We start from the raw sequence: 15,369 nt of genomic DNA on the forward strand, positions 1-15,369 counted from the left end.
TCCGTCCGGGGGCCTGTCCGAGGAGAGGGCGTCAGGCGCTGAGGACGACCGTCTCGTCGATCGGCCGGCGCACGCGCGGGGCGACCTCGCGCTGCTGCAGGACCTCGGGAAGGCTCTCGACGTCGCCGAACTCGCCGACGGCGAAGACCGTGACGGGGGTGAAACGGGGCTCGAGGTCGGCGAACTCGCGCACGGCCTCGGGGTCGAAGCCGCTCATCTGGTGCACGACGAGTCCGTCGTGGTGGGCCTGCACCGAGAAGTGCGCGACGGCCTGTCCGAGGTCGTACACGGCGTGGGTGATCGGGGTGCCGTCAGCGGCGGCGGTCTCCGCGATGGCCACGACGAGGACGGCCGCGTTGCCGGCCCATGTCTGGTTGAAGCCCATCAGCGCGTTCACGACCTGGGCGTGCAGGGCGGTGCCGCGGCGGGCGACGATGAAGCGCCAGGGCTGGGTGTTGTTCGCGGAGGGGCTCCAGCGGGCGGCCTCGAGGGCGGTGGCAAGCTTGACCTCGTCGATCGCGTTCTGCGCGTCGTAGGCGCGGGGGCTCCAGCGCCCGGCGAGGACGTCGAGGACGGGGTGCTCGGTCGGTGCGGTGCGATCGATGACAGGAGTGCTCACGATGAAGCCTTTCGGGAGGAGTGGATCGGACTCCGTCGTCCGGCTTACAGGGGGTCAGAACGCATGTATGCGCATGTATATTCCTCAGCGCCCGAGCGCCCACAGCACCTTCCGGCGCAGCACGCCGGCACGTCGCCGCAGACGCACCGCGAAGGGCTGGTCCTTGGCGGCGGCGAGCAGCTTGGCGTCGTACGCGGCACGCAGCTCACGCGACCAGCGTCGCGTCACCGTCGCATCCGAGAACTCGGCCGCCCGTGCGATCGCGCGCCGGCGCATCGCCTCGATCTGCGCCGTCGGCATCGACTGCAGCTCGACGATCCGCCGCGCCATGGCATCGACGTCGCCCTCGGGGATCAGGAAGCCGTCGACGCCGTCGCGGATCATGTCGGCCGGACCGTAGCGGATGTCGTAGGCGATCGGGATGCAGCCGGCGGCCATGCTCTCCACGAGCACGAGGGGGAGGCCCTCCGAGGTGGACGTGAGCAGGCTGAAACTCGCCGTCCGGAACGCCAGGCGTGCGGCCGGATCGTGTCCGCGCAGGCGGATGCGGTCCTCGACGCCGAGACGGCGGATGCGCCGGCGGATCACGGCTTCGCGCGGGCCCTCGCCGAAGATGTCGGCCTCGACTCGCGCACCGGCGGCGCGTGCGGCGGCGATCGCCTCCACGGCGTGGGTGAGGCGCTTCCGGGTGTTCAAGGACGCCACGACGACCCCGTGCCCGGCCTCGCGGGCGATCACGTTCTCCTCCGGCAGGTCCACGCCGTTGGGGATCGTCCAGATCGTCGCCTCGACACCGACGGCGGCGAGATCCTCGGCGAGATCGGCCTGCTGGCGGGTGGTCAGGACGACGATCGCGTCGAACTCGCCTGCGCGGCGCAGCACGTACTGGCGCGTCGCCCGCAGCTCGCCCGCCCGTCCGCCCTGCCGGTGAGAGGCATGGACGATGTGGACCGTGGTGGCGTTGTCCCGGCGGTAGCCGGCGACCGACCGCGCCGCCGTCTTCGAGTCGACCAGGAGGAAGCTCGGCTTGCCCCCGGTCACCCGATCGAACCACCAGCGGTACAGTCCCCAGCTCGTCTTCCACGACCGGATGGGGGTGCCGTCGCCCGCGTAGAGCACGATCTTCCTGTCGGAGTCCGGGCGCTCCGTGGCGAGGAGCGAGCCGTCGCGACGGAACCGGTCCACGGCGAGCAGCCGGCCGTCGGCTCCGCGCCGCACGCGGCTCAGCACGGTGCCGCCGTGCATCGCCACGACGTCGCCGTCCTCGGGCCGCAGCAGCTCCGGCCTCTCGGGCGCGGTTCCGCGCGGGGCGGGCAGCTTCTCCCGCAGCTCATCCCAGAGGTTGCGGATCCGGAGGCCCTCGATCAGCTCTCCCGACGCGTGGAGGCGCGCGGCGTACTCCGAGTAGTCCGGGCGGTCGTCCAGCGTGAGGATGTCGACATCCACCCCGCCGATCAGGCGGAAGGAGCGCGAGCGGCGCAGCATGGCGCTGGTCATCCCGCCGTGCTGGTCGGCGAGTCCCCACGTCAGGGCGAAGTGCCGAGCGGGAGGGAGACGGGGCGAGGAGCGGAACATCTCGAGCAACGATAGGCCTGGTCCTGTGGCGGGGACTGTGCGTCGGCTGTGTCCCTGCCGAGGATCGAGGAGCGCGGCTCGGCTACTCCGGCAGGTTGTGCGACGCCGCATCCGCGAGGGCGCTGCGAACGGCTCGGATCGAGGGCGCCGCCGCCGACACCCGCCGCGCCGAGGAGAAGATCTCGCGCCGCGGATCATCGGGCAGCGGTGTGAGATCGACTGTCGGAGTGTCGCCGGCCCAGACGAGCTCGGGCAGCAGGCCGACCGCGAGGCCGGCGTGGATCAGGCGCACGTGCGCGGTGAGGTCGGCGATCTCGAAGCGCACGTCGGGCTCGAAGCCCGCGGTGCGGCAGAGCTGCTCGGCCCACGCGCGCGAGGCCGTTCCCTCGGGTTCGAGCACCCACGGCTCGTCACGGGTGGACCACAGCGCGGCGACGGCATCCGTCTGATCGGCCGTTCCCGGTCTCCGGGCCAGGGCGATCGCGTCGTGAGCCAGCATCACGCGGTCGAGGTCGGCGTGGATCGGGCGCGTGCGCCCGGGGTACTGCTCGGCGAGGATCAGATCGAAGTCACGACTCGAGACCCCGACCAGGCCGGTCTCGGGATCGCACTCGGTCACCTGCACGCGCAGCGCCGGATGCCGGTCCTTGAGCGCCTCGAGGGCGCGGGGCAGCAGCGAGTGCGCGGTGGACTGGAACACGGCGATGTGCACCGTGCCGGTCACCTCGGTGAGAGATTCCGCGACAGCGACCTCGGCATGCTCCAGCTGATCGAGGATGCCGATGGCCTGTGCGACGAGAACATTCCCCTGTGGAGTGAACTGCACGCCGCGGCCGACGCGTCGCAGCAGCGGGACGCCGACGTCGCGCTCCAGCGCGCTCAGCTGCTGCGACACCGAGGCCTTGCTGTACGACAGCGCGTCGGCGACGGCGGAGAGCGTGCCGCGGCGGGAGAGCTCCACCAGCATCCGCAGGCGATTGACGTCGAGCACGGCGATCCGTTCGTTCAGTCTGAGTGAACAGAATTCACGCAATTCGGTTGATAGACGGAGCCTACCGACCGGACGGACAATGATCCAGCCGCACACGACCCCGGGTGTGCGATCTCTCCGGAAGGCACCGCCCATGTCTGTCGACGTCGACACCACTCCCCGTACCGATCAGGTCGCCGCCCTCGTGCAGCGCTGGCTCGCCGAGAGCGAGTCGTACCCCGTCGAACCCGCCGCCCAGCGCCTGTCGGAGGTGCTCAAGGACCCGAACGGTCTGGCGTTCACGGTCGGCTTCGTCGACGGGGTGATGCGTCCGGAGGACCTGCGTGTGGCCGGCCGCAAGCTCGCCGAGATCTCGGACATCACCCCGACCCTGCTGCCGGGCTACCTCCGCGCCGCCATCAAGACCGGCGGATTCTGGGCGCCGAAGCTGCCCGGCGTCGTCGTGCCGATCTCGCGCCGGGTGCTGCGGGCGATGGTCGGGCACCTCGTCCTCGACGCGACCCCCTCGAAGCTCGGCCCGGCGATCGCGAAGCTGCGCAAGACGGGCAACCGACTGAACCTCAACCTTCTCGGCGAAGCCGTGCTGGGCGAGCGCGAGGCCGGCCGACGCCTGCAGGGCACCAGCGACTTCCTCGCCCGCGACGACGTCGACTACGTGTCGATCAAGGTCTCGAGCGTCGTCAGCCAGCTGTCGATGTGGTCGTTCGACGAGGCCGTGGCGGATGTCGTCGCCAAGCTCACCCCGCTGTACGAGCTCGCCGCGCGTGCGGAGGCGGCGGGCAAGGCCAAGTTCATCAACCTCGACATGGAGGAGTACCGCGACCTCGACCTGACGATCGCGGCGTTCACGAGCATCCTCGACCAGCCGGGGCTGGAGAACCTCGAGGCCGGGATCGTGCTGCAGGCCTACCTGCCCGACGCGCTCGGCGCGATGCAGCACCTGCAGGAGTGGGCCGCCGCCCGCCGCGCCAAGGGCGGAGCGCCGATCAAGGTGCGCGTCGTGAAGGGCGCCAACCTCGCCATGGAAGAGGTCGACGCCGCGATCCACGGCTGGCCGCTCGCGACCTACGGCACGAAGCAGGACTCCGACACCAACTACAAGCGCGTGCTCGACTGGGCGATGACGCCGGAGCGACTGGATGCCGTGCGCATCGGCGTCGCGGGACACAACCTCTTCGACATCGCGTACACCTGGCTGCTCGCGCAGGCACGGGGCGTGGCCGGCCCGTCGACAGGCTCAGGGGCCCAGGTGGAGTACGAGATGCTGCTCGGCATGGCGACCGGCCAGGCCGCCGCGGTCCGCAAGGACGTCGGTCAGCTGCTGCTCTACACACCGGTCGTGAACCCGGCCGAGTTCGACGTCGCGATCGCCTACCTGGTGCGCCGACTCGAAGAGAACGCGAGCCCGGAGAACTTCATGTCGGCCGTGTTCGAGCTCGCCTCGAACCCCACGCTCCTGACGCGTGAACGGGAGCGGTTCGAGCGCTCGCTGGCCGGGCTCGAGGCGGACCGCTCGGTTCCGGCATCCCACCGCGTGCAGAACCGGCAGACCGAGGACGCGGCAGCGGCGGGTACCACCGGCTTCGAGAACCAGCCCGACACCGACCCCGCCCTCGCCGCCAACCGCACCTGGGGGCGCGAGATCCTGGGCCGTTCGGTCGGCACGACGCTCGGCACGGACGCGATCGCCGCCGCGCGCATCGAGACGGATGCCGAGCTCGACGCGGTCTTCGCCGCCGCCACCGCCGCCGCCGCGAGCTGGGCGGCCCGGCCCGCCGCCGAGCGGGCGGCTGTGCTGCACCGCGCCGGCGACGAGCTCGCGGCGCGCCGCGGTGAGCTGATCGAGATCATGGCTCATGAGGCCGGCAAGACGATCGCGGAGGCCGACCCGGAGATCAGCGAGGCGATCGACTTCGCGCACTACTACGCCGAGCGAGCGCTCGATCTCGAGGCCGTCTCCGGTGCCGAGTTCGTGCCCTCGAAGGTCACCGTCGTCACCCCGCCGTGGAACTTCCCGGTCGCGATCCCGGCGGGTGGCGTGCTCGCCGGCCTCGCATCCGGCTCCGGCGTCATCATCAAGCCGGCGAAGCTCACCCAGCGCTGCGGCGCCGTCATGGTCGAGGCGCTGTGGGCGGCCGGCGTGCCGCGCGACCTGCTCGCGCTCGTCGACCTCGCCTCGCGCGACCTCGGCACGCGTCTGGTCGCGAGCCCCGCGGTCGACCGGGTGATCCTCACGGGGGCCTACGAGACCGCGCAGCTGTTCCGCTCGTTCCGCTCCGACCTCCCGCTGCTCGCCGAGACCAGCGGCAAGAACGCGATCATCGTCACACCGTCGGCAGACCTCGATCTGGCCGCCGCCGACGTCGCGCGCAGCGCCTTCGGCCACGCGGGCCAGAAGTGCTCCGCGGCGTCCCTCGTCATCCTCGTCGGATCGGTCGCCGAGTCGAAGAGGTTCGAGCGCCAGCTCGTGGATGCCGTGACCTCGATGCGGGTGGGCCTGCCCGATGACCCCGCCACGCAGATGGGTCCGATCATCGAGCCCGCCTCCGGCAAGCTGCTGACAGCGCTCACGAAGCTGGAGAAGGGCGAGCGCTGGCTCGTCGAGCCGCGCAAGCTCGATTCCGAGGGCAAGCAGTGGACCCCGGGTGTGAAGACCGGCGTCGGCGAGGGCTCGTACTTCCACCTCACCGAGTTCTTCGGACCCGTCCTCGGCGTGATGCGCGCGAAGGACCTCGACGAGGCGATCCGTCTCCAGAACGCGGTGGACTACGGTCTCACGGCCGGACTCCACTCGCTCGACTCGCACGAGGTCTCGACCTGGCTCGACCGCGTCGAGGCGGGCAACCTCTACGTCAACCGCGGCATCACCGGCGCGATCGTGCAGCGCCAGCCGTTCGGGGGCTGGAAGCGCTCGGCGGTCGGTGCCGGCGCCAAGGCCGGTGGACCGAACTACCTCTTCGGCCTGGGCGAGTGGGTGCCGGCGGAGCTCCCGGCGGCCGCGGCGGACGCCGCCGTGCTTCCGGCGGTCGACGCCCTCCTCGCGGCCGCCACCCCGGACCTCGACCCGGTCGAGTCCGCCTGGGTGCACCGCGCCGCGGCATCCGACGAGCGGGCCTGGGTCGACGAGTTCGGCGCCGTGTCCGACAAGTCGGGCCTCGGGGTCGAGCGCAACCTCTTCCGGTACCGTCCGGTCGCGGTCGACGTGCGCATCGCGGAGCACGCGCCTCTGGTCGACGGCATCCGCGTGCTCGCCGCAGCGCTCCGCAGCGGAAGCCCGTTCACGGTGTCGGCACCGGCGCTGCCCTCGCGCGTCGAGAAGGCGCTGCGTGCGCACGGCGTGACCGTGAAGCACGAGACGGATGCCGCGTGGACGAAGCGCTACGCGAAGGCGCAGCGGTCCTGGCAGCGCCTGCGGCTCGTCGGCGGCGATGCATCGGCCCTGTTCGACGCGCTCGGCGGCAGCCCGGATGTCGCCGTCTGGTCGCACGCCGTGACCGGTGCGGGTCGGGTCGAGATCCTGCCGTTCCTCCACGAGCAGGCCGTGTCGATCACGAACCACCGGTTCGGCAACCCGACGACCCTCACCGACGGCGTCATCTGAGAACAGGCCGAGCAACGACGAACCCCCTGCCGCGACGCGCGACAGGGGGTTCGTGGGTTGGGGCGTCAGCCGCGCAGCGCCTCTCCGAGCTTGACGCGGGATCCCATCTTCAGGAGCGAGTTCTCGTAGATCTTCGCGCCCACGACGATCGCGGCCACGCAGCTCGCGAGCAGGATCACCAGGCTCAGCAGCGGCTCCCACCACTGCGCCTCGCCGACGAACAGCCGCATCGGCATCCCGACCGGGGCCGAGAACGGCACGTACGACATGATCGTCAGCACCAGCGGGTTGTCGTTGAAGATGATCACCAGAACGTACGGCGCCATCACGAGCATCGTGATCGGGGTCGTCGTCGAGCCGATGTCCTCCTGGCGCGAGACCATCGAGGCCGCCGCCGCGAACAGAGCGGCGAGCAGGATGAACCCGAACAGGAAGAACACCGCGAACCAGATGATCGGCGCGCCGAGCATCGAGAGCACGTCACGCTGGCCGGTGACGATCAGCCCGATCGTCGCGATCGCAGCGAGAGCGATGATCTGGCCCATCGCCAGGATCGTGTTGCCGACGACCTTGCCCGCCAGCAGCGTGCGCGCCGGGATGGCCGACAGCAGCACCTCGACGACGCGCGTCTGCTTCTCCTCCACGACGCTCTGCGCGATCGTCCCGCCGAAGGTCGCCGCCGCCATCATGAAGACCAGACCGAAGCCGATCGCGATGAAGTAGCGCAGGATCCACGTGGTCGTCGCCGGTTCCAGGATCGTGACCTCCGGCGCCTTCGACAGACCGGAGACCAACGAGCTGGGGGCATCCTTCAGCGCGACGATCGTGAAGTCGGAGGCGCCGGAGCCGGGAAGCACCGCGGCGTCGACCTTCTCGTCGCGGACCAGCTGCTCGGCCTCCGCCTGATCGGAGACCTCGGTGACCGTGACGTTCGGCAGCGCCGAGACGGCGGCGGAGGTCTGGGACGTGACGGCGACGGGCGTGGTCTCGGTAGCGGTGTTCTTGCTCGCGAATCCGCCGATGACGATGCCGGCGAGGGCGATCAGCAGCAGGATGCCCGTGGAGATGAGGAAGGCCTTGCTGCGGAGCTTGGAGCCGATCTCGCGCTCCGCGACGAGCCAGATGCCGTTCGCCGTGGTGGGGGTCGAAGCGCTCACTGGATGACCTCCTTGAAGATCTGTGCGAGAGACGGATGCTTGGGGGCGAAGCTCGCGACGTCACCGCGCTCCACAGCGGAGCGCAGCACCCGCTGCGCGGTCTCGGGGCCATCGGCGTCGAAGAGCGCGTAGCCGCCCTCGAAGTCGACGACCGTGACACCCGGTTCGGTGCGCAGCCAGCCGGCGTCGCCGGTGGAGACGAGCTCGTAGCGGTCGCGGGCGTGCTCGGCGCGCAGCCCGTCACGCGAACCGGATGCGCGGACCGTGCCGCCGGCGAGGATCACCAGGTCGTCGCACAGCCGCTCGACCACGTCGAGCTGATGCGAGGAGAAGAGGATCGATGCGCCCTTCGCGGCGCTCGACTGCAGAACGCCGGCGACCACGTCGACCGCGAGAGGGTCGAGCCCGGAGAACGGCTCGTCGAGGATCAGCACCTCGGGGTCGTGCACGAGCGAGGCCGCGATCTGCGCGCGCTGCTGGTTGCCGAGCGAGAGCGACTCGATCGTGTCGTTCAGCCGCTCGCCCAGGCCCAGCTCGGTGAGCAGCTCGGTCGCCCTGCTCGTGGCCTCCGCCTTGCCGAAGCCGTGCAGGCGGGCGAGGTACACGATCTGCTCCCGCACCTTCATCTTCGGGTAGAGCCCGCGCTCCTCCGGCATGTAGCCGAAGCGGCGGCGGTCGGCGGCCGTCAGAGGCGCGCCGTCGAGGTCGACGGTGCCGCCGTCGGACGAGAGCAGCCCGAGGACGATCCGCATGGTGGTGGTCTTGCCGGCGCCGTTGCCGCCGACGAATCCCGTCAGCCGCCCCGGCGAGACCGTGAAGGACACGTCATCGAGCACCCGCCGCGAGCCGTAGCTCTTGGTGATGCCCGTGAGTTCGAGCCTGCCTGTCGTCATGTCGACTCCTTCGTTCGCTCCGCACATCGCATGCCCTTCACGTTACGGAGAGCCGGGAGCCGCGACATCCCCCGCGCGGCGGATTCCGGGCGTCGGATGCCCTCCCTATCGTGGGCTGCATCCCGCGTGAGGCGGGTGCCACGCGATCGGAGGAGGTGTCCGGACGATGATCCGCCCGGTGAGGACAGCGACGGCACGCGTGCAGGGCATCGAGACGTTCTACAGGCACGCCGGCGATCCGACGGCCCCGCTCCTGCTGCTGCCGCACGGCTACCCCGCGTCGTCGTTCGAGTTCCGCAACCTCATGCCCGCTCTGGCGGACGACTGGTACCTCGTCGCTCCGGACGCGCCGGGATTCGGATACTCCGAGACGCCTCCTCCGACCGTCTTCCCGTACACCTTCGCCGCCTACGCCGACTGGTTGGAGGCCTTCACCGACGAGCTCGGGCTCGACCGCTACGTCCTCTACCTCCACGACTACGGGTCGCAGTTCGGGTTCGAGCTCGCGATGCGCAGACCCGAGCGGGTCGCGGGGCTGGTCATCCAGAACGGCGACATCTACGAGGACCGGTTCGGGCCGAAGTACGACGCGCTTCGCCGCTACTGGAGCGATCCCACGCCGCTCGGACTCCACGAGCTGGCCGCCAACATCAGCGAGGAGGGGTTCCGCGACGAGTTCGTCGGCGAGCTTCCGCCGGAGCTCGCGGACCGCGTCGCCCCGGACCTCTGGATGCTGCACTGGGCGCTGATGACGCCTGGTCGGTTCGAGTACGCACGTCTGTTCCATGACCAGCGCACGACGCTGGAGCGCTTCCCCCTGCAACAGGCGTATCTGCGGGAGCACCGCCCGCCGACTCTCATCGTCTGGGGCGAGAACGACGGGTACATGCCGGCGGATGCGGCCCGAGCCTACCTGCGCGACGTGCCGGAGGCGGAGCTGCACATCCTGGACGGCGGCCACTGGCTGCTGGAGACGCACCTCGGCGAGGTCGTCGACCGACTACGGCCGTTCCTCGTGCGACTCGCGTGACGATCAGCCCCGCGCTCTGGGGCCCTGAGCCTGTCGAAGGGTCAGGACAGCACGCACGACGAGTCCCGCGACGAGCGCCCAGAACGCCGCGCTGACGCCGAGCACCGCGATGCCGGACGCCGCGACGAGGAATGTCACGACGGCGGGGATGCGCTCGGCCGGGTCGTCGATGGCCTGCTGCACGGCGGCGCCGAAGGCAGCGAACAGCGCGAGGCCGGCGACGGCGGGGATCACGGCCTCTGGTGCGAGAGTCACGAGCGCGGCGAACGCGGCCGAGCAGGCGCCGAGGACGAGGTACGACCCGCCCGTCGAGACGCCGGCGACCCAGCGGCGCTTCGGATCGGGGTCGGCATCCGGAGACGCGGCGAGAGCCGCGCTGATGGCGGCGAGGTTGATCGCATGACCGCCCGCGGTGGCGCCGAGCGCGGTGCCGAGTCCGGTCACGAGCATCGCAGGACGCCAGGGCACCTCGTATCCGAAGCTGCGCATGATCGCGATGCCCGGCACGTTCTGCGACGCCATGGTCACGATGAACAGCGGCAGGGCGAGGCCGACGAGCGCGCCGACCGTGAACGTCGGCGTGGTCAGCTCCACGCGCGGGAGCAGGAGAGCCGGATCGAACGTCGTGCCGGTGTGGACGAGCGAGACCGCGACGACGACGGCCGCCGCGACGAAGGCGAGCGGTACGGCCCAGCGCGGCGCGAGGCGCGCGAACACCAGCCACGTGAGCACGACGGGGACCACGCCCCAGGGGTTCGCCACGAGGCCGCTGATCGGCGCCAGGCAGAGCGGGAGGAGGACCCCGGCCAGCATCGCCTGCGCGATCGACGGCGGGATGCGGGCGATCAGCGCGCCGAGCGCCGGCCACAGGGCTGTGAGGAGGATGAGCGCCGCGGTCACGAGGAACGCGCCGACCGCCGCCGGCCAGCCGCCGTCGACCGCACCGGTCGCCGCGAGCAGCGCCGCCCCGGGAGTCGACCACGCGACGGTGATCGGCATCCGGTATCGCCAGGCCAGCACGATGCAGGCGAGCCCCATGGTGAGACTGACCGCGAGCAGTCCGCTGGCCGCCTGGGCCGGCGTCGCGCCGACGGCATCGAGACCCGTGAGCACCACCGCGAAGGAGCTCGTGAAGCCGACCAGCGCGGTGACCACTCCCGCCAGGATCGGGCGGGACAGGGGAGCAGCGCCGGGCATGGGTACGAGGTTATCGCGGAGGGGCGGTGACAGCGCCTTCGACGTCGTCGGTCGGTTTCGTCCAGGACAGCAGGTAGCGGTAGTAGAGGCCGCGCCTGAGCCGAGCGCCGGGGAGTTCTTCGTGAGCGATGGCTCGGATCTCTGCCACGTTCTCCGTGGCCTCGGCGGTGGGGACGCCGATGTCGCGCGACTCCCGGTGGAGCATCGATCCGAGCCGCACCCAGGGCAGTGCGATGCCCGAGAGGACCCAGTCCGCGAACGTCCGGTTGGCGGCCAACCCGACGACGAGCAGCTTCCCGCCGGGGCGCAGGAGCGTCTCGGCCTTCGCCAACGACGAACGCGTGTCCATGTGATGGAGTGCGGCGACGAAGGTGATGACGTCGAAGAGGCGGTCGCCCGCGTCGAAGGCCGCGAAGCCCGATGTCGTGACGGATGCGTTCGGCGTGCGGAGCAGACGGGCACCCGCTCGCGCGGCCGCCCCCGGGTCGGGCTCGACGCCCGTCACCGTGGCGCTCAGAGGGGCGAGCCGCTGCAGCAGCAGCCCCTCGCCGCATCCCACATCGAGCACATCGGGAGCACGCATGCCGGACACGATCCCGATGATCCACGGGTGGTAGGCGCTGTTGTGATTCCAGTACTCGACCACGGTCGCCTCAGGCGAGACCCATCCGATGCGCCAGGACCACGGCCTGCACACGGTCGCGCGCTCCCAGCTTCTGCAGGATGCGCGAGACGTGCGTCTTCACGGTGGCCTCGCCGATGAAGAGAGCGGTCGCGATCTCGGCGTTGCTGCGCGCATCGGCGAGCAGCGTCAGAACCTCGGCCTCGCGGTCGGTGAGCGGCTCGGCCAGGACGGTCGGGTTCGGCGGCGGGACGGCAGCGGGTGCAGGAGCGGATGCTCCGACGAACCGCGCCAGCACCCGGCGCGTGACCTCGGGCGCCAGCATCCCGTCGCCGGCGGCCAGGGCGCGCACGGCGGCGATCAGGTCTTCGGCGCCGGCGTTCTTGAGCAGGAAGCCACTGGCTCCGGCATCCAGCGCCTGATAGAGGTAGTCGTCCTGGTCGAACGTGGTGACGATCGCGATCGCCGCTCCGACGGCGGGATCGGCGACGATCCGTCTGGTCGCCTCGATGCCGTCCATGTCGGGCATCTGCACGTCCATCGTGATGACGTCGGGGAGGAGAGCGGATGCCTGGGCCACAGCCTCGGCTCCCGTCGCCGCTTCGCCGACCACCGTGATGTCGGGCTGGATGTCGAGGATCGTGCGGAATCCCGCCCGCAGCATCGAGTGGTCGTCGACGATGAGGACGCGGATCTGCGGGTCTGTCATCGGGTGCTCCTCGCCTCGGCGGTCACGGGCAGGGGGACGCGGGCGCGCACGCGCAGACCGCCGAGGGTCCGGGGCGTCACCTCGAGGGTGCCGCCGGACGCTGCGGCGCGCTCGCGCATGCCGAGCTGACCGAGGCCCGGTCGCAGCTGGGCGACCGTGCGTCCGGTGTTCACGATCTCGACCTCCACGCCGTCGTCGTCGTAGCGCACGCGCACGTCGGCCGTCGCTCCGACGCCCGCGTGGCGGCGGGCGTTCGTGAGCGACTCCTGCGCGATGCGGTACAGGTTCACGGCGATGAGCGAAGGGACGGCGACGGGCTCCCCGATCACGGCGTAGTCGGTCGGAAGGCCGGCGTCGGTCGAGGCGGCCGCGAGCTCGGCGATGTCGTCGAGGGTGAGAGTGGATGCCGGCTCGGCGGTGTCGCCCCCGGGGGTGCGCAGCGTCTCGAGCAGCTGCCGCAGCTCGCTGATGGCGTCGCGCGCCGAGTCCTCGATCCCGGCGAGTATGCGGGTCGACTGCGCCGGATCCTGGTCGATCACCAGTCGCGCGGCCCCCGCCTGCACCCCCATGACCGACACGTGATGCGCCACGACGTCGTGCAGCTCGCGGGCGATGCGCACCCTGTCGAGCGCGACCGCCTGCGCCGCAGTTACCTCGCGCTCGCGCTCCAGTTCGCTCGTGCGCTGCTCGAGGACCTCGCGTTCCGCGGCCGAGTGCCAGGCGCGCTCGCCGAAGTAGTACGCGCCGCCGAAGTAGAGCGCGTTCAACAGGATCTGGATCATCATGAAGGCGACGTAGGGCGAGAAGGCGCCCGCGACGACCTCGGCCTCATCGGCCTGCGTGATCGCCTCGTAGTACATCGTGATCAGCAGCCAGGCGAACATGCCGACGATGATCGCGATGCGCACGATCATGGCGCGACGGCGGTGGTTCATCCATGCGCCCACCGAGTACAGTCCGATGAACATCGCGATGTTGCCGACGTAGACCTCAGGGATCTTGATCGTCACGGCGACGAAGTAGGCCGTGGCCGTGACGACGGCGACGATGCCGGGCCATCGGCGGCGGAAGGCCAGCGGCGCGGTGACGACCACGGCGTAGACGACGGCGGTCCACAGGTCGGCCTGCTCGTCGCCGTACATCTGCGCGATCGAGGAGAGCCCGGCGCTCAGGACGGCGCCGACGAACAGCACGGCGGCGAGCAGCAGGTCGCTGCGCTGCTCTCGGGCGGTCGGCGTGCGGGTGAACGGGACGGCGGGCATCCTCCCACCGTATGGGGGAGCGGATGCCAGGGCATCCCCCACGCGGCGGACCCGGTAGCCCCATCGACAGCGCGATCGAGGTTGCGTAGCGTTCATCTCGCAATCCCGATTCGTCGCACCGACAGCAAGGAGCAGGACATGAGCACTCTTGATTCGAGCACGGCGGCATCCGGTCGCATCCTGATCGACCTCTTCATGACCCTCGACGGCGTCGCGCAGGGGCCGGGCGGCACCGACGAGGACACCTCGGGCGGCTTCCGCTTCAGCGGCTGGCAGGCAGGGCACCCCTCGTCGGGTGTCGGACCCGAGGTCGAGAAGGGCATGCAGCAGCTCGATGCCCTGCTGCTCGGCCGTCGCACCTACGACATCTTCGCGGCGTACTGGCCGCACCACACCGAGGGTGAATCCGGCGCGATCGGCACACTCTTCAACAGCGTGCCCAAGTACGTGGCGACGCGGGATGCCGACTTCACGCTCGACTGGGAGGGCAGCACCCGCGTCGGCGACGACCTCGCGGCCGAGATCGCCGCGATGCGCGAGAACCACCGCGAGGTGCATGTCATCGGCAGCGTCGACTTCGTGCACACCCTGCTCGCCGAGGGGCTGTTCGACGAACTGAACCTCTGGGTGTACCCGATCCTGCTCGGAGCCGGCAAGAAGGTGTTCGACGACGACGCACTGCCCTCGGTCCTCACCCTGCTCGAGCCGGCGAAGACCGACGACGGTGGCGTCACGCTGCTGCGCTACGGGCGGACGGAGAAGGTGCCGGAGGTCGGCACATACGAGTGAGGGGCTTCGCTCGGAGGAGGCTACGAAGGATGCGGCTGAAAAGATCGAGCTCGCGGCACGCGACTGCACTCGCGTTCTTGACGGGCGTGGTGCTTGTCCTGACCGGATGCGAGACCTACTACCAGTACGGTCCATATGCGCTCGGAACTGATGGCGAGAACCTCCTGATTGCGGCCTGCGAAGCTCGGACGATCACCACGGTTTATGTGGAAGAACGGCCAGACCTTCCCGGCGTCGAAGGGCGTCGGCACGTATGGGAGGCCTCCGGTGACCGCACCATCGCGGCTGGAGAGGTGCTCGTCGTCGGTGGTGAAAATGCCGGTCTGGTCGATGGCGTCAGCCTGCAGCCAACTATCGAGCCGGGCGTGCGGTACTTCTTGGACATGAACGAGGAGAAAGGGCAGGTCACTTCCGCGCTGTTCATGATTCCGGAGGAAGGACTCTCGGCGGGTGAGTGGGTGACGCCGGAGGGAGACGTGTCTTCTCAGCCTTGTCCGAATACGACCTAGTTGTCTCGCGGGTTGTCGCAGGCTGCGGGTTCTGCTGTGGTGGCGGGTGTGCGGACGTACAGTGGTGCGGAGGGTAAGCCGATTGCGGAGAAGTCGGCGAAGACCGGGACCACGGGGACGACGTTGACGTGGTTGTTCCCGAATCTGGAGGGGACGGTGGACGTGCAGACCGTAACGAACGGGACGGGTGGCCACTCTCGCCCAGAATGCCGGCAAGGGGCTCCGGACATGCAGGCCGCGAATTGAAACGGATGCTCCGCCAGTGAGTGACGTGGAGAAGGTCAGGTTAGCCAGATTCGTTCTTCGGTGTCTTCCTCTTATCGCAGCGCTCGCGGTCGTGCTGGGGTTTTCGTATCGATTCTTGTTTCTCGGCCAAGTAGTTCTCGATCGCGGCCCTGCGGCGAGTATTCGCGAC

At 70.1% G+C, this 15,369-nt stretch carries 13 protein-coding genes; 4 read left to right on the forward strand and 9 right to left on the reverse strand.

All coding sequences use genetic code 11. The annotated features are described in order from the left end of the window. Nucleotides 1–31 precede the first annotated feature (31 nt). The 3 genes from MRBLWH11_RS07260 to MRBLWH11_RS07270 all read right to left on the reverse strand — a co-directional run bounded on the left by MRBLWH11_RS07260 (nucleotide 32) and on the right by MRBLWH11_RS07270 (nucleotide 3,185). Entirely contained in the window at nucleotides 32–619 is a 588-nt protein-coding gene (locus tag MRBLWH11_RS07260) for a nitroreductase family protein (protein WP_341947328.1), read from the reverse strand. Between the two features lie 84 nt (nucleotides 620–703). After that, on the reverse strand, nucleotides 704–2,194 hold the full coding sequence (locus tag MRBLWH11_RS07265; RefSeq protein WP_341947329.1) for a glycosyltransferase: 1,491 nt from the start codon (nucleotides 2,192–2,194) through the stop codon (nucleotides 704–706). Between the two features lie 82 nt (nucleotides 2,195–2,276). Continuing rightward, the gene (locus MRBLWH11_RS07270) at nucleotides 2,277–3,185 is read right to left on the reverse strand and encodes a LysR family transcriptional regulator (protein WP_116633760.1); all 909 of its coding nucleotides are present in this window, start codon (nucleotides 3,183–3,185) and stop codon (nucleotides 2,277–2,279) included. A 133-nt stretch (nucleotides 3,186–3,318) separates the two neighbouring features. Here MRBLWH11_RS07270 and MRBLWH11_RS07275 point away from each other — a divergent pair, with 133 nt between their 5' ends. After that, on the forward strand, nucleotides 3,319–6,786 hold the full coding sequence (locus MRBLWH11_RS07275) for a bifunctional proline dehydrogenase/L-glutamate gamma-semialdehyde dehydrogenase (protein WP_341947330.1): 3,468 nt from the start codon (nucleotides 3,319–3,321) through the stop codon (nucleotides 6,784–6,786). Nucleotides 6,787–6,851: 65 nt separating this feature from the next. On the opposite strand, the gene MRBLWH11_RS07280 is transcribed toward MRBLWH11_RS07275, so the two are convergent. Together MRBLWH11_RS07280 and MRBLWH11_RS07285 are read right to left on the reverse strand one after the other, a co-directional pair. After that, entirely contained in the window at nucleotides 6,852–7,943 is a 1,092-nt protein-coding gene (locus tag MRBLWH11_RS07280) for an ABC transporter permease (protein WP_341947331.1), read from the reverse strand. Continuing rightward, complete coding sequence (locus MRBLWH11_RS07285) at nucleotides 7,940–8,836, reverse strand: ATP-binding cassette domain-containing protein (protein ID WP_116633763.1); 897 nt, start codon at nucleotides 8,834–8,836, stop codon at nucleotides 7,940–7,942. The genes MRBLWH11_RS07280 and MRBLWH11_RS07285 overlap by 4 nt, the downstream gene beginning before the upstream one ends. Before the next feature lie 178 nt (nucleotides 8,837–9,014). On the opposite strand from MRBLWH11_RS07285, the gene MRBLWH11_RS07290 reads away from it, so the two are divergent. Continuing rightward, nucleotides 9,015–9,866, forward strand: coding sequence for an alpha/beta hydrolase (locus MRBLWH11_RS07290; protein ID WP_341947332.1), 852 nt, complete (start codon nucleotides 9,015–9,017; stop codon nucleotides 9,864–9,866). A gap of 3 nt (nucleotides 9,867–9,869) precedes the next feature. On the opposite strand, the gene MRBLWH11_RS07295 is transcribed toward MRBLWH11_RS07290, so the two are convergent. From MRBLWH11_RS07295 to MRBLWH11_RS07310, 4 genes are read right to left on the reverse strand one after another with little or no spacing between them, the layout of a single operon-like run. Further along, the gene (locus MRBLWH11_RS07295; protein ID WP_341947333.1) at nucleotides 9,870–11,063 is read right to left on the reverse strand and encodes a benzoate/H(+) symporter BenE family transporter; all 1,194 of its coding nucleotides are present in this window, start codon (nucleotides 11,061–11,063) and stop codon (nucleotides 9,870–9,872) included. Nucleotides 11,064–11,073: 10 nt separating this feature from the next. Beyond that, entirely contained in the window at nucleotides 11,074–11,760 is a 687-nt protein-coding gene (locus tag MRBLWH11_RS07300) for a class I SAM-dependent methyltransferase (protein WP_341947334.1), read from the reverse strand. Continuing rightward, nucleotides 11,717–12,394: a response regulator transcription factor gene (locus MRBLWH11_RS07305; protein WP_341947335.1), complete on the reverse strand. Its 678-nt coding sequence runs from the start codon at nucleotides 12,392–12,394 to the stop codon at nucleotides 11,717–11,719. The genes MRBLWH11_RS07300 and MRBLWH11_RS07305 overlap by 44 nt, the downstream gene beginning before the upstream one ends. Beyond that, entirely contained in the window at nucleotides 12,391–13,656 is a 1,266-nt protein-coding gene (locus tag MRBLWH11_RS07310; protein WP_341947337.1) for a sensor histidine kinase, read from the reverse strand. The genes MRBLWH11_RS07305 and MRBLWH11_RS07310 overlap by 4 nt, the downstream gene beginning before the upstream one ends. A gap of 138 nt (nucleotides 13,657–13,794) precedes the next feature. On the opposite strand from MRBLWH11_RS07310, the gene MRBLWH11_RS07315 reads away from it, so the two are divergent. Beyond that, nucleotides 13,795–14,445, forward strand: coding sequence for a dihydrofolate reductase family protein (locus tag MRBLWH11_RS07315; RefSeq protein WP_341947338.1), 651 nt, complete (start codon nucleotides 13,795–13,797; stop codon nucleotides 14,443–14,445). 29 nt (nucleotides 14,446–14,474) lie between these two features. Next, nucleotides 14,475–14,954 (forward strand): hypothetical protein, encoded by a 480-nt coding sequence (locus MRBLWH11_RS07320; protein ID WP_341947339.1) that lies wholly within the window; start codon nucleotides 14,475–14,477, stop codon nucleotides 14,952–14,954. The last annotated feature ends 415 nt before the right edge of the window (nucleotides 14,955–15,369 follow it).

The organism is Microbacterium sp. LWH11-1.2, assembly GCF_038397745.1.
In the GTDB taxonomy this organism is placed as follows: domain Bacteria; phylum Actinomycetota; class Actinomycetes; order Actinomycetales; family Microbacteriaceae; genus Microbacterium.

Coding starts and splice junctions, on each gene's coding strand:
- MRBLWH11_RS07275 (WP_341947330.1), top strand. CDS start 3,319: ATGTCTGTCGACGTCGACACCACTCCCCGTACCGATCAGGTCGCCGCC.
- MRBLWH11_RS07310 (WP_341947337.1), bottom strand. CDS start 13,656: ATGCCCGCCGTCCCGTTCACCCGCACGCCGACCGCCCGAGAGCAGCGC.
- MRBLWH11_RS07295 (WP_341947333.1), bottom strand. CDS start 11,063: ATGCCCGGCGCTGCTCCCCTGTCCCGCCCGATCCTGGCGGGAGTGGTC.
- MRBLWH11_RS07265 (WP_341947329.1), bottom strand. CDS start 2,194: ATGTTCCGCTCCTCGCCCCGTCTCCCTCCCGCTCGGCACTTCGCCCTG.
- MRBLWH11_RS07305 (WP_341947335.1), bottom strand. CDS start 12,394: ATGACAGACCCGCAGATCCGCGTCCTCATCGTCGACGACCACTCGATG.
- MRBLWH11_RS07320 (WP_341947339.1), top strand. CDS start 14,475: ATGCGGCTGAAAAGATCGAGCTCGCGGCACGCGACTGCACTCGCGTTC.
- MRBLWH11_RS07285 (WP_116633763.1), bottom strand. CDS start 8,836: ATGACGACAGGCAGGCTCGAACTCACGGGCATCACCAAGAGCTACGGC.
- MRBLWH11_RS07315 (WP_341947338.1), top strand. CDS start 13,795: ATGAGCACTCTTGATTCGAGCACGGCGGCATCCGGTCGCATCCTGATC.